We start from the raw sequence: 23,521 nt of genomic DNA, 5'->3' as shown, positions 1-23,521 counted from the left end.
AAAAGGTGGCACATACGCTATGGAGCATTTGCTTAACGATCAGGTTAAAAACATTCAAATCAGCGGCATCCGCAAAATCGCCAACAAAGTTGCCGCATTACCCGGAACCCTGTCATTAACGATCGGACAACCGGATTTCCCTACCCCTGCGCATATTATGGAAGCTGCCCATCGGGCGATTAACGAAGGATGCACCTCCTATACACCTAATCCGGGACTGCCGGAATTACGAGAAGCCGCAGCGGCGTTTGTAGCTCGTAAATACGGCCTGAATTACCGTGGACAGGATGAGGTGATCGTAACGAACGGAGCCAGTGAAGCGCTGGATATTACCTTACGCACGATTTTGTCCCCCGGCGATGAAGTTGTTCTACCTGTCCCGATCTACCCAGGGTACGAGCCATTGATCCGTTTGTCAGGCGGTATTCCTGTGTTTGCCGATACCCGCAGTAGCGGCTTCAAACTCACGGCCGAGGTGCTGGAGCCTTATCTGACCGAACGGACAAAAGCAGTCATTCTCGGATATCCTTCAAATCCAACCGGACGAGTGATGAGCCGTGAAGAACTGGAAGCGGTCGCGGATTTACTGAAGGAGCGCGATTTGTTTATCATTTCGGATGAAATATACAGTGAACTGATTTACGATACACCCCACGTTTCCATTGCAGCTCTACCAGGTATGCGGGAGCGCACCATCGTCATTAACGGTCTGTCCAAATCACATTCTATGACGGGATGGCGCATTGGTTTTACACTTGCACCCGCTGAAATTACACAGCACTTGGTCAAAGTCCATCAATACAACGTAACCTGTGCCAGCTCGATTAGCCAATATGCTGCCCTGGAAGCCTTGACTGTTGGTGTCGATGATGCACTCCCGATGCGTGAGGAATACCGCAAGCGTCGTGATTATGTACATGGTAGGCTGACAGACATGGGTATCCCGCTGGAGAAACCCGAAGGAGCCTTTTACCTTTTCCCTTCCATCGCCCATTTTGGATTAAACTCGATGGATTTTACCTTGAAGCTGCTGGAAGAGCATGGAGTAGCTGTCGTACCTGGAGATGCCTTTTCTTCCTATGGCGAAGGATACATTCGTTTGTCCTATGCTTACGGACAGGATGTGCTGGAGCAAGGGTTGGATAAAATAGAGAGGTTTGTTAGGGGAATTGTGAGGAGTTAAGGTAGCAGAGGCGCTACGCAGTCCATTTGATCTTCCGATCGCTGTTGCTGGGGGATTCTTGGATTAGATAAAACATTTATAGGTAAGAATCCCTCAGCAAAGGCGAACGCTACCGCTTCTCCAGATTCAAATGGCCCGCTTCGCTCACTGCCCGCCTCAAAGTCCCACGATTCTCTAACGTGTGTGAAGTATGGGGAAAAGAAGTACAATACTCACTGCTTTACACGGTGAATAAACAAAACAGGCCCTTGAACCACCTACACGGGTGGTTCAAGGGCCTGTTCGTTCTTCCTCTACTCCCTCACCTAGGTGTGGGATTCATGGGTGCGTACCTTTAAGCACGGTGCAGCGGAGGGGGCGGAATGGTGCTGGACAAGCGAAGCGGTCGCCTTTAAATTCCGATTTTAACCTTTAAATATTCAATCATAAAAATCGGAATTTAACAGCGATGGTAAGCACCATCCGCCACCGTAGCGACCTTTAAAGCACCAACTCCTAATCCCAACGCCACTCCCCTACTTTAAATGCATTTTGAATTGCAGGAACAATTCATTGTAATGAGCGAGCATGCGCTTGCCTAGATTGTTGTATACTTCCAGCTTGTCTGTAATTTCGGACGGAGGGTAAAAACGCTCGTCGCCAGAGATATCTTCAGGCAATAACTTCTTTCCGTCCTCGTTGGGTGTGGAGTACCCTACAAACTCGGCATTTTGAGCGGCTACATCGGGCTGCATCATGAAATTGATGAACTTATGGGCTGCATCCACATGGGTAGCGGTTTTCGGAATAACCATATTATCAAACCACAAGTTGGAGCCTTCATCTGGCACGATGTAATCGAGCTTCTCGTTCTCATCCATGATTTCAGACGCATCACCGGACCATACTACCCCGGCAGCGGCTTCCTCGTTTGCCAGCAGCATTTTAATCTCGTCACCGACAACCGCTTTGACATTGGGTGCTAATTTCTCCAACTTCGTCAAAGCCTGCTGCAAATGTGCCTCATTCGTATCGTTCAAGGAATAGTGAAGGCTGTTCAGTGACATCCCTACGACTTCCCTCGCACCATCAACCAACAGTAGATTATTACGCAGCTTTGGATTCCACAGACCGTTCCAGCTATGAAAATCAATGCCTTTCGTCAGCTCTGGGTTAAACACAATCCCGACTGTACCCCAAAAATACGGCACTGAGTATTCATTATTCGGGTCGAACGAAAGGTTTAGAAAATGAGAATCCACATGCTTCAAATTCGGCAGCTTGCTGTGGTCCAACGGGAGCAACAAGTGCTCCTGCTTCATTTTAGCCAAAGCATATTCCGAGGGAACCGCTACATCAAACGAAGTTCCTCCCTGCTCGATTTTCGTCAGCATCGCCTCATTAGAATCAAATGTCTGATAAATGACAGTAATCCCCGTCTCCTTCTGAAACCGTTCCAGCAGCTCAGGGTCAATGTAGTCTCCCCAGTTGTACACCGTCAGTGTGTTACCACCGGAGTAGCCTTGACTGGAATTCAACCATGCGGCCACCCCCATCAGCCCAAACGAGATGATGAAAATCGACAGAAACACGCGCACAAGTGACTTCATCTAGGCACCCCCATTTCTGCCGCAGGCTCTTTTTTACCATTACGATTCGCTTTGCGCATAATAAAGTAGTAACCCACCACCAGCAGCACAGTAAACAGGAAAATGAGCGTGGATAGCGCATTGATGGACAATGAAACCCCTTGACGGGCACGTGAGTATATTTCCACCGATAAGGTCGAATAGCCACTGCCTGTCACAAAAAAGGTCACCGCAAAATCATCCAGCGAGTACGTTAACGCCATAAAGAAGCCCGCATAAATCCCTGGCTTGATAAAGGGTAGAATCACCTTGGTCAGCACATCCATTCGGCTGGCACCCAAATCACGCGCGGCATCGACCAGAGATGGACTCATTTCCTGCAACCGCGGCAAAATCATAATGACCGCAATCGGCACACTAAATGCAATATGGGATAATAAAACGGAGTAGAAACCCAGCTTAATCCCGACCATCGTGAACAAAATGAGGAAGGAAGCGCCAATAATGACGTCCGGGTTCACGATCAATACATTATTGAGCGATAGCAGCGTATTTTTGACTCGACGGTTTTGCATCTGATGAATAGCCAGCGCACCCATGATGCCAATAATCGTAGCCAACGCAGACGACAACAAAGCAATCACCAAGGTGTTAATGACAATAATGATCAAGCGAGTGTCTGCAAACACCTCTTTGTAATATTGGAGTGTAAAACCTTCAAACTCATGCATCGTCCCGCCACTGTTGAAGGAATAGTACATCAAATACAAAATAGGTGCGTATAACACGAGAAAAACAATCACCAAATAAATATTCCCGAACCGGTTTTTATTTACCATGCCGCACCCTCCGTTTCGTTCCCGAGGTGAGCAGCATAATGATCCCCATCGCCAAAATCAGGAACACGGCAACCGTAGAGCCCATCCCCCAATCCTGAGTAACCAGAAAATGCTGCTCTATCGCCGTCCCCAGTGTAATCACACGGTTACCTGCAATCAGGCGGGTAATCATAAACAGCGACAACGCTGGAATAAACACAGCCATGCAACCGGATCGCACACCCGCAAGCGTTAACGGGAAAATAACCCTACGAAACGCGGTCCACTTGGAGGCTCCCAAATCTCGGGCAGCGTCCAGCAATGAAGGGTTTAACCCTTCCAGCGCGTTATAGATGGGCAAAATCATAAAAGGCACAAAAATATAAACCGATACAAACACAAAGCTGGAGCTAGTAAACAATAATTGCTGACCTCCCAACCCAACCATACCTAACACCGCATTCACCGGGCCATAGGTACCAAATATCCCGATAAAAGCATACGTTTTGAGTAACAGGTTAATCCAGGTCGGCAAAATAATGAGCAACAGCCACAGCTGCTTATGCTTGGTGCGTGTGAGCAAATATGCTGCCGGGTAAGCAACTAACAGTGAAAATACAGTGATCAGAAATGCATACCAAAACGAACTAAGCGTCATGCTCAAATAAACAGGTGTCAGAAACTGAGCATAGTTGTTGAATGTGAGATGACCATCCACATCAAATAGTGAATAGTAAAACACAAGTACAACCGGAGCTGCCACGAACAGCACAATCCATAAATAGTAAGGCAGCAGATACGCTGCTCTTGTATTACCGGACATGCTGATCCACCTCTTCATAGGCTTCCAGACGCCGATCAAATTCTTCTTCTGTTTCCCCAAACCGCATCACATGGATCGCTTCCGGGTCAAATCGCAGACCGATTTCACTGCCCAGCTCCGCCTTTTTGGTAGAATGCACAAGCCACTCCTGACCCGAATCATCATAGCAGCTTATTTCATAGTGAACACCACGGAACAATTGGGTATCTACCTTCACACGCAGCTTGCCTTCAGCAACATTCGTAATCTCCAAGTCCTCTGGCCGGATCACAATTTCAATGGGTTCGTTCGGACGTAATCCTCCGTCGACACATTCAAACTGTCGACCGTTAAATTCCACTTGATAATCTGCAATCATCCGTCCTGGGACAATGTTAGATTCGCCGATGAAATCAGCAACAAACCGATTGATCGGCTCATCATAAATATCATTAGGCGTACCACTCTGCTCAATCTTACCTTTGTTCATAACAAAAATTTCGTCCGACATGGCCAGTGCTTCCTCCTGATCATGCGTAACGAAAATAAAAGTAATTCCAAGGCGCTGCTGCATTTCGCGCAAAATGTACTGCATTTCAGTACGTAGCTTTAAATCCAGTGCAGACAACGGTTCATCCAACAAGAGAACATCAGGTTCATTGACGATAGCCCGTGCGATGGCTACACGCTGACGCTGTCCCCCGGACATCTCAGAAATTTCCCGCTCGCCGTAGCCTTCCAGATTGACAAAGGACAACGCCTGTGTCACCTTCTCCTGAATGTCCTTTTTGTTCATCTTTTTGATTCGCAGACCGAAGGCTACATTTTCAAACACATTGAGATGCGGAAATAGCGCATAATCCTGAAAAACCGTATTGACCTGCCGCTCATTGGCTGGAACACGATTAATGAGTTTTCCATTTAAATAAATAGAGCCTTCTGTCGGCTCCGCAAAACCTGCAATCATACGCAGAATCGTCGTTTTACCACAGCCGGAAGGCCCCAGCAGTGTATAAAATTTACCACGCTCAATCTCAAAGCTGACGTCCGCCAGCACTGGGGGATCGTTGTCATATTGCTTGGTCACCCGTTCAAATCGGATGATGGTTTGCTCTCCCATAACACCCTCCTTCAAAAAATTCGACTTCATTCCATTTCATTCTTTTCATTAAACCTATTTATTCAGGGCGTATCATTTACCCTTGAGACTTCCAGGTAAAATAGTCTGTCAGCACACGAATGGCTACACCAATCGCTTCCTCCGCAGGCTCCAGCTTGGCATGATGCAAACCATAAGGCGTATCAACACCAAGCCAGAACATCAGACCGGGAATTCGCTCCAGAAAATATCCAAAGTCTTCTCCGGTCATCGCTTCTCCGCATTCAATAAGCTGCACATCCTGCCGATTACGGACCCAGTTCATGAATTCCTCGGTCACCTGAGCTTCATTGTACACTTGCAAATAATTGGAGCCATAATGAATCTCGGCATGACATTCAAATCCAGCCTCCACACCTCGCACTAGTGCTTCAATCCGTGATTTAACCAGCTTCATCGTATCGGCTGACAACGTTCGGATCGTACCCTCCAAACGGGCGGTTTCCGCGATAATATTTTGCTTCGTGCCTCCGCTAACCTTACCCACGGTAATGACCGCTGCATCGAGTGGATTCACATTACGGGCTACAACCGTCTGTAATTGTCCCACCAGCTGACAAGCAGCCACTACCATATCATTCGCCTTGTGTGGATACGCAGCATGCCCACCCATACCCTTCAGGTCGATGAAAAGCTCCGACGTATTGGCAAATAGAATGCCCGGGCGAGTCGCAATTGTACCGACAGGATATTCAGGTGCAACATGCAGCGCGACAATTTCATCGGGTATCCAGTCTGCCAGCTCCGTGCTGTCCCGCATAGGCAAGGCTCCGCCCGGCCCTTCCTCAGCAGGTTGAAACAGCACAACCAGGTCATCCTTAATCGGATGGCTTGCAAAGTGAGTAACAATTCCCAATCCAATCGTCATATGTAAATCGTGTCCACAAGCATGCATATAGCCGGGATGGGTCGAACGGAAATCGTACCCTGTCTCTTCTTCAATCGGCAAACCGTCCATATCACAACGATATCCATAGCGGCGTTCAGGAGCTGTTCCATGAATGAACACTAACACGCCCGTACGCCATGTACGAATGTCCAACCGCTCCTGAGGGAGCGTTTCCAAATAATTCAGCAAATATTGTTGTGTTTTGTATTCCTCAAAACCCGGTTCGGGAATTTGGTGTAAATCCCTTCGTATTTGGACAAAAGAACGATAGTCGACCGTACTCATTGCTGCTACGCCTCCTCTTTATAGCTCATCAGCTTTTATCTGCAAAAGAACAAAAGGACAAAAGCCCGGCGCAGCCGCCGAGCCTTGTCCGTTGTGCTTCGTCCCTAAGTTATGCTGTCAGTGCATCATGCTTCTGACAAGGAATCGTTCACCTTTGGTACATTAAAAAACTTTTGCCTTCTTACAGAACGCGCAGTTCTTTCAAAATCTCAGTTTTAGATTTGGTCTTATCGTCAACCTGTTTGATCACACGTGCAGGTGTCCCCGCCACTACGGAGTATTCAGGTACATCTTCAGTTACGACAGCTCCGGCTGCAACAACTGCACCTTTACCAATTCGCACGCCTTCCAATACAACCGAGTTTGCACCGATCAATACATCGTCTTCTACTACAACTGGCTGTGCAGATGGTGGTTCAATGACACCTGCCAGGACAACGCCTGCACCGATGTGACACATGTTACCTACTTTAACACGACCGCCCAGCACAGCATTCATATCAATCATCGTGCCTTCACCAATGGTGACACCGATGTTAATCACTGCACCCATCATGATGACTGCGTTGTTACCGATGCCAACCATATCACGAATATATGCGCCTGGCTCAATGCGGGCATTGATGCCTTTCAGATCGAGCATAGGAACAGCAGAGTTACGGCGGTCATTTTCCACCACATAGTCTTCTTCTTTAGCGTTTGCGCTATCCAGTACAGGCTTGATATCAGCCCAATCCCCAAATACAACACCACTGTCTCCAGAAATAAAAGCTTGAATATTCTCGCCAAAAGATGCGGAAGCCAAAGCTCCTTTTACATATACTTTAACAGGCGTCTTTTTCTTGCTGTTTTTAATCACGTTGATGACTTCTTGTGTATTCATTTCGATGGACATAGTAAATCTAACAACTCCTTCATCGCTTCATACGACTTCGCAAGCCGGAATGATCTTATTCTCTCATCCTTTATAGCACAAAAGTGCAGGTCTCGCAATTATAGATTAGACCCTTATAGCTCTAACCTAACCCTTAAAATAACAATTTCCAGCGGCATGACTGCCTTAAATTCATAATTGTAAGCCGCCGACCATCCCGCAGCAAAGTAGGGTTATTTATTAGCTTGCAGGCTCTCCAGCGATGTATAAATGAAGGATTCGAATCCTTCAGCAGGTTCACCTTGTGGAATGTTCACTTTCACGATGAAACCACCTGTTTTATTTTCTACAACAATATATTGCTGTGTCATCTTCGAACCGCTCGCTTGTAAGAACAGACGGCTACTGGACAGCGCTTGAGGTACGGCTGCTTTGTCCAGCTTTTGCACCTTGCCGATGGAAGCTAGGTCCTTTTCGCCTTCTTTTTGAAGCTCATCCAGATTAAAGTCGGAGGGCAGCTTCGTAATTTCAGCATAATAGTTATCATCTACAGCCAAGGCAACACGGTTTTGATCGGGAAACAGGGACATCGGATCAAACACATACAGTGAATATCCCTCTCCTTTTGCCAATGTTGCTGTCTGCTTTTCCTTTTTTCCTTCAAGGGTAAGCTCAAAAGTTTGAGTCTTCGAGCGTTCTCCGCCTACTGCTTGACCAGAACTTCCGTTTTGATTGCCATCTGTTGCAGCCTCTGTTTTTTGTATTTTCGTTAAAGTCAGTTGCTTCGCCGTCGCGTCGCCTTCTACTGCTTTTTCGTTGTATTCAAACGCTACTGTATCGCCTTCTTTAAGGCCAGCTATTACCGTGTCCAGTCCCTCCCCCAATTGGAAGGATTGGGCTTCGCCATTGGTTTCAATCTCTACCGTATGCGGGTCAGCAGCTCCATTGTATACACCTGTGCCTTTTTTAACTTCCGGCTCAGCGATTGGCTCCGGTTTAACTTGCGGTTGCTGTTGCGTTTGCGGTTGGTCTGACCCTTGAGGTGCGGTGTTATTGGTTTGCGGTTTCGTTCCACAGGCTGACAGAGCCAGCACTGCCACTAAAGTCAGTAGTATGATTGAAAATGTGTTTTGTTTTTTCATAAAATCCACCTCCACTATGATAGACGAGCTTGTGCAGCAAAAGTTCTACGCAGCATCTCACTTAAAACCCTACCTCCTGCTCCCGTTTATTATATTCTCAGGATTTTGCAAAATCCTAATACCACGGGAATGTCAGGTACGGTATAATGGGCTGTATTAAACCCAATTTTCGAGATACCGCTTGGAAGGAACATCAACGTATTTATTTTCCTCCATACGGATGGAGCTGCCACATGAATCAAGCACATAAACCGTCGTTTTCCTTTGAATTATTGTACATCATAGGTATTATCGCTATTTCGTTCTCCTCGATCTTCGTAAGATGGTCTGAAGCCGAGGTGTCCGTCATCGCTATGTACCGTTTGTACCTAACCAATCTGATCATGCTGCCTTTGGTCTGGAAATACCGCACCGAGCTGTTTAGCCTGACCCGCAAGCAGTGGATGCTGATCCTCTGGTCCGGTATAGCGCTGGGGCTGCATTTCTTGCTCTGGATGGGCTCACTGCGACTGACCACCGTTGCAAGCTCTACCGTTATTATGACATTGGAGCCGATCCTTGTCATGCTCGGTTCTTTTTTGTTTTTCCGGACGGGCACGAATCGCGCTATGCTCATCGGAATGGGTATGGCTTTTATCGGCTCACTGGCCATCGGAGCTGGAGACTTTCATGTCTCGGGACAAGCCCTGCTCGGGGACGCACTGTCCTTCTTGGGTATGGTAGCCGTGTCCATCCATATGCTGATGGGTAAGCATCTACGCGAGCATTTGAGCGCGTTTGTGTATAATTTTTGGGTTTTCGCCATCGCAGCCACATCACTTGCGCTGTATAATATGGTCAATGCCATTCCTTTTACGGGATATGCTCCACGGGAATGGGGACTGTTCCTGCTGCTTGCCATTGTGCCTACGCTGTTCGGACATTACCTGTTTAACTGGCTGCTCAAATACATTAACGCCACTGCGGTGTCGATGGCGGTACTCGGCGAGCCCGTTATTTCTTCCCTGCTAGCTTGGATGCTGCTCGGGGAAAGGCTGTCTGCCTTACAATTTGGTGCAGGCTTTTTCATCCTGTTCGGGGTATGGATTTTTATCCGATACGGAGCGGATTTTAAAAAGAAAGTTATCCACCAAAGTGAGTTGCCCGACACTGAGCACCCCTTGAAGGCCAGCTCTTAACTTATTTACCCCATTTTCATAAACCATACTCAACGGATCGAATTTACTGTTAAATAAAGGAAGGCGGAATCCTCTATGAAATCCATCGTATCCAAACGCTGGCTGCTGGCCCGATTGTATGAGCCGGACATGATCATTGCCGACTGCCGTTCCCTGCTCGGACAAGCCGGGGCTGGACGGACTCAATTTAATGAAGACCATATTCCAGGGGCGGTTCACTTCGATTTGGAAGAAGACCTTACTGCTCCTCTTGGTGAGCATGGTGGTCGCCATCCATTACCTGATGCGGATACACTTGCCGCACGTCTAAGTCGTGCCGGGATCAACGCATCTTCACGCATCGTCGCTTATGATGACCAAGGCGGTATGATGGCTTCCCGCTTCTGGTGGCTCCTGCGCTATCTCGGGCATGAGCAGGTATATGTGCTGGAAGAAGGCTACAGCGCTTGGAAAGAAGCGAAGTTCCCGGTGACGTCAGACCAGCCGATTCGCATTCCAAGTACATTCACACCGAATGTACAGCCGCAAATGCTCACAAGTATGCAAGAAGTACAACATATATCCGAAGATTCTGCTCCTGTTGGCTCCTATATCGGTTTTTCACCTATACTGATCGACTCCAGAGAGCGGCCGCGCTACCTGGGACTGGAAGAGCCCATAGATCAAGCAGCGGGGCATATCCCGGGTGCGGTGAATTTCTTTTGGAAAGAAGTATTGGACGAACAAGGCAGCTTTAAAAATGCGGAACAATTGCAGCAGCACTTTGCCGACCTTGATCCAAACGCAGAAATTATCGTGTATTGCGGTTCCGGCGTATCCGCCTGTCCCAATGTACTGGCCCTGAATGAAGCTGGATTTAGTAAGGTCCGTTTATATCCGGGAAGCTGGAGCGACTGGATCAGTTATGAGGAGAATCCGGTGGCGACCGGAGAGGAATAAAAAGTTTTCAACGGATATACAGGTTCTAAAGACAAATACACTGTCCTAGCGATTAGGCTTACGGCAGTGTATTTGTCTTTGTTTAAAAAAACAACTTGAGCTGAGTGAAGCAATAAAACGATGTAGTTGAAGTTGCTTGCTTTTTTTGAATAGCTATCCCATCTTTTGAACAAATATATATCTTAATTCATATTTTTTCTGTTGTTTTTCTGCATATATCAGAGTTTCTCTTATGGAACCCGTTTCTAATATATTCAAATCATTAAAATGTTCTTTTAAATCTTCTTCAGTAAAGAAGTGAGCATATTTCCCTTCCTTGTATTCATATGTTCCTTCTTCAATTTCCCTACCCACACCATTATTAAAATCACAATTAGAAAAACATGTGAAATACATTACTCCCAATTCCTTCAAATGCTTCACGCAATTCTGTATCAGTTTTTTTCGGTCTTCTAACAAAAATAAATGTAATAAATCATAACAATATATTCCATCATACCTTTGGCATGTACTAAACTCTAATACCGATTCTTGAATAAAATTCGTTTTTAAGTCCCATTCTTTTGCTAGATTTATAGCTGAACTAGATATCTCAATTCCATCAACCTGAAAATAAGAAGAGAACGCTTTCGTATTTCTTCCATATCCAGCACCAGGAACCAAAATATCATGTACATGATTCTTTTTGAACAAATCTATAGCTTGGGTTACAGTTTGACTTGGTTAACAGCCCCAAATCATCCCTTCTTCAGTAAATCTTTTGTTCCAATAATCCCCCATATGATTCACCCGCCTATATACTCACATAGCTCTTCTTTTAAGCTCATCAATCTGTCTGATATGATGTTGATCATGCCAGATAAAATCTCTTAAATAGGATATTACAGTAAAGTTCCCGTCAGCATATTCTTTAGTAAACTTATCGTCTTCAAAACTCTCTATACTCTCCAATATCATGTTACGATACTGAATAGTCATTTTAATTAATTCTTCTTTCGTTTTTGTTTTTCCATATTCAATAGCATCCTGATTAAATTGTTCAAAATCCATATGTGTTAATGTCAAAGGTGTATTGTTTAATATGGGACTTATTGCTGCTTCAAGAAAGTATTTATCCCACAGCAGTATATGACTTACGATATCCTGAACTGACCATTTACCTTCAGCAATCGTTATTTGCCAATCCATTTCACGAATCTCAGAAACAAAACGAATCCATTCCTTGAACTCCTCTAGTAACCGCGACTTCTCATTCATGGTTTCACGCTCTTTTTTCAAATTTCATTTATCTAGGACAACGTCTCTGACTCATGGACCCCAAAGGGGTTGTCTGCTGAAAATCCCTTTTCGAGACTCCTTCTCGCAGGCCTAGGCTCCGTCAGGAGACGCAGTTGAATATATGTTATGGGCTTCCTCTGCCTCTCAGAATCAACGTTCCAAAGCTTTGCTTGCTTCTGTTAATTCATCATTTGCCTCTAAATATTTCAATGTTTTTTCAATATCGTCGTTGTACATTGTTTTCGTTATAATTAGATGCTTAATATTAAGCCCTGGTGGTTCCATTTCTTTTTTAAAGTGATTTACTAACTTTTGAGGGGTTGTCACCAAACTCCACCGTTTACTTCCATCCGAAAAAGTAAGGGTCACCTCCACCAAATCAAACTCCTTTGGATCATCATCAAACTTCCATGTTTCTAAATAAGGCACTTCTATATTTCCATCAATAAAAAATGCTTTTGATATCCAAACAGCTTTCCCGTGGTTTCCAATGATTCTATACTTGTCCCCATCCTCATTTTTTACAATGTATCTATTCCCTCTTGTAAGTGCATGAGCATAAACGCCTATACTCATACAAGTTATGATTGGTTCCTCCATCAATTCACTTCCATGTATCGTATTTAATTTACTGAGGTTTCGCATAACATTACTGTATTCACAACGTCCCACCAACTCAAGGCTCGTCAGGAGCTGGCTAAAATGTGGTTAGTCGGTGCGGATGTGTACGCTGATATTTTGCTGACGCCTTCTCGCGGACTGAGGGTCGAATGGTTCAATGCGCGAAAATAATGTTATCTGAAGTTATCAACTTCCTGAAATGCTTACAAAATGTATTTCTTTAAAATATCTAGTTCGTCTTTCAAATTAGTTTCTATTTTTTCAATCCAATCATTTGGATTTCTAATTTTAGTTGGAAAGCTGCTCTTATTCTCAAGATAATATTTCAATTGAAGATAACTACTAATCGGAAAATCTTGAGCATACCATTGTTTTCTATATCCTAAAATTCCATGATCCTTTAGTAATACTTCCATTGATTGTACAACCTCTGATATGAATTCATTAAAGTTACATTCTTCACTGAACTCTAATTTCCCTGGGTGTGTCTTTATCCCATCTTCATAGACAGTTATATTAACTTGCACTATTTCTTGTGATTTCTTTACAATTTTCCAGTTATGTATAGCTGGTTCCGAATCCCAATCAAAGTGAACAATACTTTTAACTTCATCCGCAGGTGTACATTCAGGCAGCAACACTTCAATTGCTCTTACTAAGTCAATTAATGGCTCAGAGAGATAGCTTGGAGAAATATAAATTTCCGAATTTTCAATTCGAAGATGTACATCTGCCCAACCAATATTACTTAGTGTATAAGTAAATTTCATGTATATTCTCCTTTTCAATATTACAGTTATCGGCTAACGTTTGTGTATTCACGAACATGCGAACCTTAAGACTCTGTAGAAGCTATCCGCTACGTGGTTAAGTTCTCAGACGTCCACTGAATTCGCTTCTTGGGTCGCATCTAGCGGATTAAGGAAGCGAAAGCGGCCACAGTGTGAATTACGATGTTAGGTGGAATACACTGAAATACTCACATAATTAATTCAATTTTCCCTTTAGGGCTCTACTCGAACTAATACCTCTTCCATAGTCATTTCTGGAGTTATAATTATCGTTTTGTTTAGGTTCCGACTTAAATCTTTTAGGAAGTTCATGAGTACATCTATTTTTTTCTCTGAGTCTATCTGTATTGGTGAAATATCAAATTCAATAACGCTCCCTTCATAAAAATGCCCACAAATATCAATTTCACTATATTCAATAGTTATCCCAATACTTGCTTCTTTTTTTATTCTTAACAATTCAGCAATATCCCTAATTCTAGTTATTAGCCCATCTATAGTCACTCGATAATTAATTCTATTACTTTCCAAATGATCAAAAATTAGAGCCCATACTTGGATGTCTGTATCCAATATATAAATATCCCTTAGACTTCCATCTTTAAAGAATACTTCATTCATTAGTACATAATAATTCATGCAAACCTCCTAACACTCCGTATTTCACCTAACGTTCTTATATCTACAAGCCCTCACTATCTATTAGCTTCTAATCTTCATTCATTCTATCTGCTCGTATCCAGCTCATTTCCTCAATGTTTAATAATTCTTTAAACTCTTCTACTAACTGATGCTCAGATTCCAGTTGTGTATAGTAATTATTATTCAAAATATCGTCTAATTGTTTTATTCGCTCATTATCTAGTTCAAAAAATCTAAATGTTTTTAGATTGCAATTTGTAAACTGTTTTGCTATTTTCTCATTGTATTCATTAGATCTCAGAACTTCTTCAATTAATTCAGTTCTGATTTTGTCCCCTCTAGGGTCGACATATAAAAATTCAATGTGATCTTCCTCTGGATATCTTTCTTCTGCAAGCTTAATAATTGAAGTATCTAATAACACGTATGATATATGAAGACTTGCTATCTCTTGTGAATTGTAAACTACACGGTATCCCCAACAGTGATCTTCAAAATTATAAAAATATAACACTGGGATTTTTTCTGAAATTTGAAATAGACTTTCTGGAATTTCTTCACTTTCTTCTGTATCTTTGGTTACGAAAACAAACCATTTGTCATTTAAATCCTCCGCGTATATAGGATCATGCTCAAGAATTGCTTCTTTATATTTCAAAAGTGATAAGCATCCTGAAGTCAATTCACTCATTGTTTTGCCCCTTTTTGTTTCTTTAGTCATATTTCAGCTAACGTTCTTTTATTCATGAACCCCTAAGGGGTTGTCTGCTGAAATTCCTCTCCGAAATCCACCTCGCAGACCCAGACTCCGTAAGGAGCCGCTGCTTGAATATGATGTTAGACGATACCCTTGATCTCTTTTGAGTTCCTTAAAATAATCCCTATTACTACTGTATTTTAACTTCTCAAATCGACAACCATCGTGATTGATGAATCAACTTTCCCAACTTCTTTAAATCCGAATCTCTCGTAGAGCTTCATTGCCGCTGCATTGCTCGGATCAACACTGAGGGATAATTTTTTTATATTCCTTTTCCTAGCTTCTTTAAATAATTCATCCATTAAGGCCATTCCGATTTTTCTTCCCCTGTATTCTTTTAACAAAGCCATTCCTAGTTCGGGTACATCATTATCAATAAATCCAAATCCCTTATTATCCTCGTTAAAATATCGAACTGTTATTGATCCGACGGGTTCACCCTCATGGTTCATTGCTATAAATCCAAAATCCCCATCTCTTCCCCAACCTTCAATATACTTTGATATATAAGGGTCTTTTATTATCGCTTTATCGAATGGCTCTTGACCTTCTGGGACAAATAATGATTCATATAACATCTCCCATAAAAAAAACACATCATCTTCTATTATTGGTCGGATTCTGTATTGCATCATTGAAGTTACCTCATTTCTAGATTCTCAAAGGTTTCGCATAACGTTTCTGTATTCATGAACCCCAAAGGGGTTGTCTGCTGAAATCCCTCTTCGAATTTCAACTCCCAGACCTAGGCTCCATTGTGAACGCAGCTTGAATATTATATTTTAAATGTCACTTCCTTCATTGATTTCCTCAACGTTAATTTTTGTTCAACTCCTTTGTCAGTATTATTTCCAGAGGTTCATTCTCAAGCATTAAACATCCAGCATCTCTATATCCAAGCTTTCTATAAAAATGTTGGGCTCCTTCATTTGAAAGTGTTGAGGTCATGACCATTTCAAATCCTTTTTGTTTCATTAATTCTTCCCAATAGTGGACAACTTTTTTACCAATACCTGTTCCTCTATACTCCTCATCTATCCATATCATATTCATAAATGGTGTGTTGTCCCAAAAAAATCCATATCTCATCCAACCTATTTCTTGATTGGATTCTCTAATTATTAGAATTTCATTTTCTTTTATTTTTGGTCTTATCAGTGTCTTATGTATGTGCTTGTCTCTTAACGAGATATACTCATAATCTGATTCAATCGCAAAATCAATCTTCATTGTAAATCCTCCCTTTCACTCTTTTCATTGAATATCTTCTTGGTAACACTTAGCACTGATGTCTCATAACGTTTGTACATTACATAAGTTTATAAAGTCTTTTTAAAAATGTGTAAGTCACCTTTTTCTCTAACTTTAGTAAACCCACACTTTGAATAGAAGTGATGATTCTTCACACTCCAGCTAGGAGTATCCAGCCACCATTCAGTGCTGTCTGGAAATTTACTTTCAATTTTCTCCATCACCTTCGTTCCGATTCCTTGATTTTTAAAATTTGGATCAATAAAGATTCTTCCTAGATTATGCACTTGATTACATTCTACAAATATCATTGCTCCCCCGATTATTTCTCCATTAAAGAGTACCTTGAAATATTCGCAATTTTGCATCATCTCTTCTTGCCAACTTATGGAGTCATATCCTATTGGCCCAACGGTTTCGTTATTCTTAAAATGCTTTGATTCATCCTCAAAACTGGTCTTTTGTATTTCAGCAAGTTTTTGTGCATCATTTTTTCTAGCTTTTTCTAATGTCAGCACCAAACATACCTCCATTGTCTTTTTATTTTTTCTGGGGTTGTCTGCTGAAATCCCTCCTCCAACTCCATCTCAACAGGCCAAAGCTCCGTGAGGATTCTTATGCTTGAATATTATGTTATCAGAAGTTACCGAACTTCTTCACTATGCATTCAAAATCAATCTGCAAATTTTTTATCAGCGAATTTTCTTATATGGTCTTTTTTCATTTTGTAGTTTGATTATTAGTTCATATGCATCTCTTTCACTTTTCTGAGCTTTTAGTGACTCTTCTTCTGTTATTTCTATTTCTATCATTTGAACCACTATTCCACCAGCATCAAAACTAATGAATATTCCCCCATCTCTTCGGATTATATTAATCCCATACTTGGCAAAGAGTATATCCATAAAATGACCTCCAGATCTTTCGCGTTCTTTATACTATAGTTTTTAGTACTTTTGAGATCTTATTATTATGTTTTAGTAATTCAAGAATTTCTGATAACGTTTGTGTATAAAGCCTCTAAATTAGAGGCTCATATGGACGATGTTCGTTCATGTCCCTCGACACCACAGTTCAGCAAATTCCAAAATTGTTCAACCATGACCGATGCCGGATATGGCATCGAACGGGTAATCCACCATTCCACTACCCCCACCGCTGCTGAAATTAAAAATTGCACCGTAATGTCCCTGTTCATTTCCTGATCGAGGTTGATGGAATCCAGATGCTCGCTCAGACTTTGCCGAAACATGGTCTCCATTTGGTTCCGAAAAACCGTACTTCCCTTGTTCGTTAGCATTCTAGAGTAGAATGAAGCATGCTGCTCCAAATATTCAAACGTGCGCAGTAGTGCGGTTTTGGAAGGGACATGAAAGAAATTATCTTCAGACATACAATTGCGTAGTAACTCGTTAATTTGAACTTCCATGCATTGATCGCGCAGATCGTACTTGTCAGCGAAATGCAAATAAACCGTTCCACGATTAACATTCGCTTCCTCCGCAATTTGATTGATCGTAATTCTCTCGAATTCCTTTTCTGACATCAGCCTCATAAAAGCATCAATAATGGCTTGCCTCGATTTTTGAATACGCCTGTCCATATCCTTCCCCCTTTGTACCATCCGAAAAAATGAACATTTCGAAGTCCTCTGTTGAAAAATCAACAACCACGCTTGTTTTAACCATTGAACCCCATATACCGCTCTATACATTCACTTTATAAAATTTATGTTGATGATTCAACATATGTTCAATTTTAGAGGAGCTGTAATCATGAAATCTATTATTTTACAATCTTTGAAATGATTTAATTTACATTGAATTAGGAGGGTTTAAAAATTGAAACTTACAGGAAACACGATTTTTATTACAGGCGGCGGTTCGGGAATTGGACGTGCGTTAGCAGAAGCTCTCCACAATCTTGGAAACAAGGTTATTATCTCCGGTCGACGTAAAGAGCGTCTGGAGGAGACGATCAAAGCGAATCCCGGCATGTCCGCAGTGGAATTGAATGTACAAGATCCTGCCAGCATAGAGGCGACCGCCAAGCAGCTAATCGAAGAATACCCGGATGTGAATGTCTTGATTAACAACGCCGGCATCATACAGCCCGATGACGCGGCGGGCGTGATCGATGAGGATGTTTTGATTTCGACTGTCACTACAAACTTGCTAGGTCCCATTCGGTTGACTTCTGCATTCATCGAGCATTTGAAATCCAAAGAGGAAGCGGTTGTCATCAACACGACTTCAATACTTGGATTTGTACCGTTAGCGACAACTGCTGTATACTCCGCGACGAAGGCAGCACTTCATACCTATACGCTGTCTCAAAGGTACATGCTTAAAGACACATCGGTAAAAGTAATAGAAATTGTGCCCCCATGGGTTCAAAGCAACAACGATGAACCACGGGCGATGCCACTTACTTCATTCATTGATGCAACAATAAAGATACTTGGCACGGATACAGACGAAGTTCTGGTGGAAGAAGCGAAAATGTTTCGAAATAACCCTGGCCCGAACGAAGGTGTTTTTGTGACCCAGCTTAACGATACGATGAATTCTGAACCTCCAAAGATTCATTGATCCACCTGTAATTCAGTTTTTAAAAATTTAAGCGAACATGAAGTAGACACTCAGCTCCGTCTACTTCATGTTCATTTTATTATAACTTGCTCGTGAAGTAAGAAAAAGCGCCAAGCGGTCACACCCATGTTTACCTCTTAAATAATTTCGTTGATTTCACATAATGTAGGGAATTCCCGAAGTTCAAACAGCCCTTTGTTAGGTGATGTCAGGGACATCCTCGATTTACTAAAAAAATGTTTTTATGATCTTACTTTATTTAAAAATCTTGTTATTATCGGTAGGTCGGGAGGACTTATTTGATTAGGTATCTTGTTTAAATCAAAAAATCGTATATCTTGTACTTCAGCTTCATCACCTTTAATTATTCCACTGTATTCTTTACATATATAAGCTGCAACTACGTTATATACTTCATCTCCATGAGGATATCGATAGTAAAGTTCCGGGCCTGAAAATATATCAAGTAATTCTAACTCTTCAGCTTCTAAGCCTACCTCTTCAAAAAGTTCCCGGCTTGCAACCTCCTTCATATTCTCACCAGGCTCCATTGAACCTCCTGGTAATCCCCGTAGACCATTGTCAGTTCTCTGTTGCAATAATAATCGTCCCTCATCATCTATGAGAATCACACATGCTCCTGCCATAATTATAGGTCGGGTACCTACTAACTCTCTTAATTCTCTTATATAATTCAATATCTTCACGCCCCTTTGAGATCCTCCAACAGACCAAGGCTCCGTTAGGAGCCACTGCTTGAATTTAACGTTATACGACGGATTCACTTTTTGAGTCTGCCCTCACTATTGATGGTCTCCAGGTAGATATTCAATCAAATCAGATAATTTACAGTTAAATGTATCGCAAAGCTTGAATAAAGTTTCCAGCTTTGTTGTTTCTATATTTGTTTCCCTATATAGCTTATTGATTGAATTCCGACTCAATCCCGATTTCACCATCAGTTCTGTTATATCATCTATTCGATGTTCTGCCATGAGTTCCCTTATATTGCACTTGATTACGGTCATCTTTTCCCCTCCATAATTCTATCTTATCTCCCATATCAATAATCATCAACGAAAAGCAAAGATTTAACTCTACAAAGTCAAATATTCACCTTGTAATTAACTCTATAAGGTTATATAATAACTCTATGAAGTTAATTAAAGGAGGAAGAATATATGATTAATACATTAGAATCATTGACAGAGCCACTTATAAGAATACGTTTAGAATTACTCTTTGCTGAGCTTCTGGAGTATCATACGGAGTACAATCAGCTTTCTTCGGAGACAGATCGATACTTTAGAACACTTCGTGAAGCGTTACCCGATCAACTTCAACATACGGTTTTTCTGTACGAAGATGCTCAAATATCTCTCCAATCCATCTTAGAAAGAAGCATCTACATACAAGGTTTCAAAGACGCTCTACAACTCTTTAGTGAATTGAAAAATTCTAACATCTAGAGGATCATATGATCCTCTTTTCTGTTGTTTGATTCTGTCGTTTAACGTTCCCGTATTCACGACGCCCAGCGAATGCTGGGTGTGTCCGGCTGTCCCCGCTTCCCCGAAATCCTCCTGCCGGACCGAGGGTGTATGTCCGATGCGTGAATATAATGTTATCTGATGTCAGTCCTCCTTAGAGCCACTAACTCACTTATTTTGGGCTTCTTCAGTAATTTTAAAGTTTTCTTGCTTTGATAACAAAGGTTACAGGAAACATCTTCGCTCTTTTTACGAAATCATTATTTTTATCGTGCAATTGTATGATTTCATTCTCGGTTTCTTCAATCATTTGTTCAATAACAAACCCTGCTTTCGCCAACGCATTTATATAGGTTGATAGTTTACGGTCAGATAAGGTTAGCGCGCCTTGACAAAAATCAGGAGATACCGAATACCAAGATTCATCGAAATAACACTTGTTAAAAGCAAATTTATTATTTTCTTCAACAACACATTTGTGTATAGGATGAGACCAACTGAAAATAAAAACGCAGTCTTTTTTTAAATAAGAAGCAATTCGACAAAAAGTGCCTTCTAGGTCGGTTGTCCAGCCTATGGTGTAAATCGAATAAACAAAGTCAAAATAATCTACAGGTATGTCACATTCTTCTTCCATGGGAGAACAGATCAATTTTGCCGAAAGACCACACGCCGTCAAATGTTGTTTTGCCTTCTCAATTTGTTTTTCTGATATATCCATCCCCCATAGTTCAGATGCTTTTCGATCCCCCTGATATTGCAAGGATTGACCATTTCCACAGCCTATCTCTAACATCTTTTTTCCTGAGACATCGCCAAAAAGTTGGCATTTTTCTTCTGAGACAAATGCTCCATAAAAAGGAAGTACGATTGCTCCTAAAAAGTCATTTCCTTTTGTATCCCAATAGAAGCTGTTTGTTTCATAAACACTATGCTTGTTCATCCTGTGACCTCCTCTAATATAAATTTTGTTCGCTGCTCAGGTGTTTACCTATTAGTCATTTATTAGGTTTAGTTAATTTATCTGAAATAAAGTAAGCAGCAATAAATGAAAGAATAAAATTAGTTGTAACATTATCTGGTGTCCATCCAAAGGAGTTCACCTCATTACTTAAGTGTCTATGATTTTAGCTGATTTCAGATAACGTTCTTGTATTCATGACCCAGCGCATGCTGGATGTCCGGCGACTGCCGGACCGAGGACGAATGTCCGATGCATGAATATTATGTTATCTGCTGTTTCTCTCTTCTTTGACTAAACAGTAAGCAAGTCTTTTAACGACCATTCATTATCATTTCCGTCTTTTGAAACAAACCAAATATGAGTGTATTTTTCTGGCTTGTATATTGCATTTTTATTTCTAAGAAAATCACTCATTCCGAATATAGGAGAAGCGTTCCTAATTAAAAGCGCTATTGGATATGCAGCATCATACTTCTCTATCTTTTTTCCCTTCTGTTTCAGTAGTTCATTAAGAACCTGCATATAGCTTGCTGAATTTTCTAATCCATGCATTTCCTCAGCCGATCTTCCAAATAACATTTTAGCTTCGGCGGCATCGTAGAATAGGTGAGTTACTTCTAGACCTACTAATCCATCTTTTATGCTCTTTAAGATATAATCTGGACGCTCACGTCTCTCTATTACTTCTAAGTGATCTTCGCGATTTAAATTATATAAATCTACAAAGATGCTAACGGCAGCTTCTTCTAAGGCAGATTTTTCATCATCATGATTTTTCATTACTTCTCCCTCCCTAAACGTATTTGAGAAATTGCAGATAACGTTTCTGTATTCATGAGCCCCGAAGGGGTTGTCTGCTGAAATGCCTCTCCGAAATCCATCTCGCAGGCCAAGGCTCCGTCAGGAGCCACTGCTTGAATATTATGTTATCAGATGTACTTGTCTTCTCGAGTTATCTACCAACTCTCTCAAGTAATTCTATTAGTATGTCATCTAATTCTTCTTGTTTTTCATCTTCTGTGGGCGTATTAAGCATTCTATTTAGATCAGCTTTCAACTCTTTCAATGTATAATCGGGCAATTTTCTTATTAATCCATGCAATAAAAAGTATTTCCAACATCCATCATTCGTACTGAATATTTCCCTAATGTAGGGTATCAATTCTTCTTCGAAATTCAACAATACATTTTCTATCGGTTCAGCAATCGGCCAGTTTCCATCTTGTAGCCATTCCAGTATTTCTGGTAAGATTGGTTTTAATTTCTCTATGGGTTGTTTCTTTAGTAACTCTACTCTTTCTAAATCGTGTTTATGCTGTGGTATTAATTGATTTGTGTTTATAATATTGACCTCCTTTCTTTATTCCAGTTGCGAGTATTTCTGATAACGTTCCTGTATTCACGAACCCCGGAGGGGTTGTCTGCCGAAATGCCTCCTTGAAATCCTTCCAGCAGACCAAGGCTCCGTTAGGAGCCTTTGCTTGAATATTATGTTAGCTGAATTAACTGACTTCATTGAAATTACTGTAGCCCATCCCCTTCAAGAATAAATTTCAAGAATTTCTTTCCGTACAATGAAATTTCAACATCTTTTCTATCTTTATCTGAATCACTGCCACCAATGTCTTTCAATGTTTTCTTTATATTTAGTAATCCATTGTTCTCTAATCTTCTATCTATATTTCGTATCAAACCATGTACGTCACTTCCTTGGACAAAAGTAATAGTTTCTTCAGTCAATCCGGCTAAATAAAATAATCTTTTCAGATCCAGGTATCTTAAACTCCTTAACATATCATAAAAGTTAATTATTACCGATTCATTACCATTCTGTTCAATAAAAATATTTTCAAAGCCATTAAGTATTAAATTTATTTTTGCATCTTCATGTTCTTCAAACAAATCCGAAAAGATAATTGGGAAAATCCTTTGACTGATATATTCGGATGATAATACAGAATCTGCTGCAAGGTCCGATATAAAATTAATTTTTTTGTCATGCTCTTTGAATCTGCGAATTAGCCGATTAATTTTAACTGTCTGAACTAATTTTCCTATGTAAGGCACAAAATCAATTCCATTTTCTAATATTTGTCCAAAGTATGGATTTATCATCCCTCCTTCTTGAATTACTTCATTAAAGATTTCCTTATCTGTCACTCAATATCACTCCTTGTTCTCCCAGTTATTTCAGCTAACGTTCCCGTATTCACGACCCAGCGCATGCTGGGTGTCCGGCGAATGCCGGACCTAGGACGAAAGTCCGCAGCGTGAATATTATGTTAGGCGATGGTAT

At 41.5% G+C, this 23,521-nt stretch carries 29 protein-coding genes; 5 read left to right on the top strand and 24 right to left on the bottom strand.

Going from position 1 to position 23,521, the window contains the following annotated elements:
• Positions 1 to 19: 19 nt before the first annotated feature.
• The gene (locus ACL9RM_RS10660; RefSeq protein ID WP_061829694.1) at positions 20 to 1,183 is read left to right on the top strand and encodes an aminotransferase A; all 1,164 of its coding nucleotides are present in this window, start codon (positions 20 to 22) and stop codon (positions 1,181 to 1,183) included.
• A 515-nt stretch (positions 1,184 to 1,698) separates the two neighbouring features.
• On the opposite strand, the gene ACL9RM_RS10655 is transcribed toward ACL9RM_RS10660, so the two are convergent.
• The 7 genes from ACL9RM_RS10655 to ACL9RM_RS10625 all read right to left on the bottom strand — a co-directional run bounded on the left by ACL9RM_RS10655 (position 1,699) and on the right by ACL9RM_RS10625 (position 8,720).
• Entirely contained in the window at positions 1,699 to 2,772 is a 1,074-nt protein-coding gene (locus ACL9RM_RS10655; RefSeq protein ID WP_028542540.1) for an ABC transporter substrate-binding protein, read from the bottom strand.
• Complete coding sequence (locus ACL9RM_RS10650) at positions 2,769 to 3,590, bottom strand: ABC transporter permease (protein WP_013311255.1); 822 nt, start codon at positions 3,588 to 3,590, stop codon at positions 2,769 to 2,771. Before ACL9RM_RS10650 ends, ACL9RM_RS10655 begins: the two co-directional genes overlap by 4 nt.
• Positions 3,580 to 4,392 carry an ABC transporter permease gene (locus ACL9RM_RS10645; protein ID WP_023989586.1) on the bottom strand — a complete coding sequence of 271 codons (813 nt, stop codon included), beginning with the start codon at positions 4,390 to 4,392 and terminating at the stop codon, positions 3,580 to 3,582. The genes ACL9RM_RS10650 and ACL9RM_RS10645 overlap by 11 nt, the downstream gene beginning before the upstream one ends.
• A complete protein-coding gene (locus ACL9RM_RS10640) occupies positions 4,382 to 5,491 on the bottom strand; it encodes an ABC transporter ATP-binding protein (protein WP_025720927.1) in 1,110 nt (369 codons plus the stop codon). The genes ACL9RM_RS10645 and ACL9RM_RS10640 overlap by 11 nt, the downstream gene beginning before the upstream one ends.
• Before the next feature lie 76 nt (positions 5,492 to 5,567).
• Positions 5,568 to 6,704, bottom strand: a complete 1,137-nt coding sequence (locus ACL9RM_RS10635) for an N-acetyldiaminopimelate deacetylase (protein WP_250266347.1) — start codon at positions 6,702 to 6,704, stop codon at positions 5,568 to 5,570.
• A gap of 181 nt (positions 6,705 to 6,885) precedes the next feature.
• Positions 6,886 to 7,599: a 2,3,4,5-tetrahydropyridine-2,6-dicarboxylate N-acetyltransferase gene (gene dapD / locus ACL9RM_RS10630; RefSeq protein ID WP_414126314.1), complete on the bottom strand. Its 714-nt coding sequence runs from the start codon at positions 7,597 to 7,599 to the stop codon at positions 6,886 to 6,888.
• A gap of 212 nt (positions 7,600 to 7,811) precedes the next feature.
• The gene (locus ACL9RM_RS10625) at positions 7,812 to 8,720 is read right to left on the bottom strand and encodes a hypothetical protein (protein ID WP_414126315.1); all 909 of its coding nucleotides are present in this window, start codon (positions 8,718 to 8,720) and stop codon (positions 7,812 to 7,814) included.
• 233 nt (positions 8,721 to 8,953) lie between these two features.
• Here ACL9RM_RS10625 and ACL9RM_RS10620 point away from each other — a divergent pair, with 233 nt between their 5' ends.
• Positions 8,954 to 9,898, top strand: coding sequence for a DMT family transporter (locus ACL9RM_RS10620; protein WP_250266348.1), 945 nt, complete (start codon positions 8,954 to 8,956; stop codon positions 9,896 to 9,898).
• A gap of 75 nt (positions 9,899 to 9,973) precedes the next feature.
• On the top strand, positions 9,974 to 10,837 hold the full coding sequence (locus tag ACL9RM_RS10615; protein WP_250266349.1) for a sulfurtransferase: 864 nt from the start codon (positions 9,974 to 9,976) through the stop codon (positions 10,835 to 10,837).
• Positions 10,838 to 10,990: 153 nt separating this feature from the next.
• On the opposite strand, the gene ACL9RM_RS10610 is transcribed toward ACL9RM_RS10615, so the two are convergent.
• The 11 genes from ACL9RM_RS10610 to ACL9RM_RS10560 all read right to left on the bottom strand — a co-directional run bounded on the left by ACL9RM_RS10610 (position 10,991) and on the right by ACL9RM_RS10560 (position 17,783).
• Entirely contained in the window at positions 10,991 to 11,530 is a 540-nt protein-coding gene (locus ACL9RM_RS10610; RefSeq protein ID WP_250266350.1) for a class I SAM-dependent methyltransferase, read from the bottom strand.
• A gap of 108 nt (positions 11,531 to 11,638) precedes the next feature.
• Positions 11,639 to 12,094, bottom strand: coding sequence for a DinB family protein (locus tag ACL9RM_RS10605; protein WP_414126316.1), 456 nt, complete (start codon positions 12,092 to 12,094; stop codon positions 11,639 to 11,641).
• A 171-nt stretch (positions 12,095 to 12,265) separates the two neighbouring features.
• Entirely contained in the window at positions 12,266 to 12,691 is a 426-nt protein-coding gene (locus ACL9RM_RS10600) for a hypothetical protein (RefSeq protein ID WP_250266352.1), read from the bottom strand.
• A gap of 248 nt (positions 12,692 to 12,939) precedes the next feature.
• Positions 12,940 to 13,506, bottom strand: a complete 567-nt coding sequence (locus ACL9RM_RS10595) for a hypothetical protein (protein WP_250266353.1) — start codon at positions 13,504 to 13,506, stop codon at positions 12,940 to 12,942.
• Between the two features lie 234 nt (positions 13,507 to 13,740).
• Positions 13,741 to 14,166: a protein export chaperone secb gene (locus ACL9RM_RS10590; protein WP_235309197.1), complete on the bottom strand. Its 426-nt coding sequence runs from the start codon at positions 14,164 to 14,166 to the stop codon at positions 13,741 to 13,743.
• A 70-nt stretch (positions 14,167 to 14,236) separates the two neighbouring features.
• Entirely contained in the window at positions 14,237 to 14,890 is a 654-nt protein-coding gene (locus tag ACL9RM_RS10585) for a hypothetical protein (RefSeq protein ID WP_322197567.1), read from the bottom strand.
• A 176-nt stretch (positions 14,891 to 15,066) separates the two neighbouring features.
• Entirely contained in the window at positions 15,067 to 15,564 is a 498-nt protein-coding gene (locus ACL9RM_RS10580; protein WP_023989595.1) for a GNAT family N-acetyltransferase, read from the bottom strand.
• Positions 15,565 to 15,745: 181 nt separating this feature from the next.
• The gene (locus tag ACL9RM_RS10575) at positions 15,746 to 16,159 is read right to left on the bottom strand and encodes a GNAT family N-acetyltransferase (protein WP_250266354.1); all 414 of its coding nucleotides are present in this window, start codon (positions 16,157 to 16,159) and stop codon (positions 15,746 to 15,748) included.
• 89 nt (positions 16,160 to 16,248) lie between these two features.
• On the bottom strand, positions 16,249 to 16,698 hold the full coding sequence (locus ACL9RM_RS10570) for a GNAT family N-acetyltransferase (RefSeq protein ID WP_250266355.1): 450 nt from the start codon (positions 16,696 to 16,698) through the stop codon (positions 16,249 to 16,251).
• A 174-nt stretch (positions 16,699 to 16,872) separates the two neighbouring features.
• On the bottom strand, positions 16,873 to 17,085 hold the full coding sequence (locus ACL9RM_RS10565) for a hypothetical protein (RefSeq protein ID WP_104497136.1): 213 nt from the start codon (positions 17,083 to 17,085) through the stop codon (positions 16,873 to 16,875).
• Positions 17,086 to 17,213: 128 nt separating this feature from the next.
• Positions 17,214 to 17,783, bottom strand: a complete 570-nt coding sequence (locus ACL9RM_RS10560) for a TetR/AcrR family transcriptional regulator (protein WP_250266356.1) — start codon at positions 17,781 to 17,783, stop codon at positions 17,214 to 17,216.
• A gap of 238 nt (positions 17,784 to 18,021) precedes the next feature.
• Here ACL9RM_RS10560 and ACL9RM_RS10555 point away from each other — a divergent pair, with 238 nt between their 5' ends.
• The gene (locus ACL9RM_RS10555; RefSeq protein ID WP_250266357.1) at positions 18,022 to 18,771 is read left to right on the top strand and encodes an SDR family oxidoreductase; all 750 of its coding nucleotides are present in this window, start codon (positions 18,022 to 18,024) and stop codon (positions 18,769 to 18,771) included.
• A 242-nt stretch (positions 18,772 to 19,013) separates the two neighbouring features.
• Here the strand turns inward: ACL9RM_RS10555 and ACL9RM_RS10550 are convergent, their stop codons facing one another.
• Together ACL9RM_RS10550 and ACL9RM_RS10545 are read right to left on the bottom strand one after the other, a co-directional pair.
• Positions 19,014 to 19,469 (bottom strand): NUDIX hydrolase, encoded by a 456-nt coding sequence (locus ACL9RM_RS10550; protein ID WP_250266358.1) that lies wholly within the window; start codon positions 19,467 to 19,469, stop codon positions 19,014 to 19,016.
• Between the two features lie 105 nt (positions 19,470 to 19,574).
• A complete protein-coding gene (locus ACL9RM_RS10545; RefSeq protein WP_250266359.1) occupies positions 19,575 to 19,799 on the bottom strand; it encodes a helix-turn-helix domain-containing protein in 225 nt (74 codons plus the stop codon).
• A gap of 153 nt (positions 19,800 to 19,952) precedes the next feature.
• Between ACL9RM_RS10545 and ACL9RM_RS10540 the strand changes: the two genes are divergently transcribed.
• Complete coding sequence (locus ACL9RM_RS10540) at positions 19,953 to 20,240, top strand: DUF6809 family protein (protein ID WP_023989605.1); 288 nt, start codon at positions 19,953 to 19,955, stop codon at positions 20,238 to 20,240.
• Positions 20,241 to 20,457: 217 nt separating this feature from the next.
• On the opposite strand, the gene ACL9RM_RS10535 is transcribed toward ACL9RM_RS10540, so the two are convergent.
• The 4 genes from ACL9RM_RS10535 to ACL9RM_RS10520 all read right to left on the bottom strand — a co-directional run bounded on the left by ACL9RM_RS10535 (position 20,458) and on the right by ACL9RM_RS10520 (position 23,385).
• Entirely contained in the window at positions 20,458 to 21,204 is a 747-nt protein-coding gene (locus ACL9RM_RS10535) for a class I SAM-dependent methyltransferase (protein WP_250266360.1), read from the bottom strand.
• A gap of 312 nt (positions 21,205 to 21,516) precedes the next feature.
• Complete coding sequence (locus ACL9RM_RS10530; protein WP_250266361.1) at positions 21,517 to 22,005, bottom strand: hypothetical protein; 489 nt, start codon at positions 22,003 to 22,005, stop codon at positions 21,517 to 21,519.
• A 172-nt stretch (positions 22,006 to 22,177) separates the two neighbouring features.
• On the bottom strand, positions 22,178 to 22,549 hold the full coding sequence (locus ACL9RM_RS10525) for a DUF5071 domain-containing protein (protein ID WP_422759368.1): 372 nt from the start codon (positions 22,547 to 22,549) through the stop codon (positions 22,178 to 22,180).
• A gap of 197 nt (positions 22,550 to 22,746) precedes the next feature.
• A complete protein-coding gene (locus ACL9RM_RS10520) occupies positions 22,747 to 23,385 on the bottom strand; it encodes a hypothetical protein (protein ID WP_250266362.1) in 639 nt (212 codons plus the stop codon).
• Between the last annotated feature and the right edge of the window lie 136 nt (positions 23,386 to 23,521).

This window comes from Paenibacillus sp. S29, from assembly GCF_049319765.1.
GTDB lineage: Bacteria > Bacillota > Bacilli > Paenibacillales > Paenibacillaceae > Paenibacillus > Paenibacillus polymyxa_B.
The sequence above is the reverse complement of the archived record's forward strand: the minus strand, read 5'-3'. Positions and strand labels throughout refer to the sequence as shown.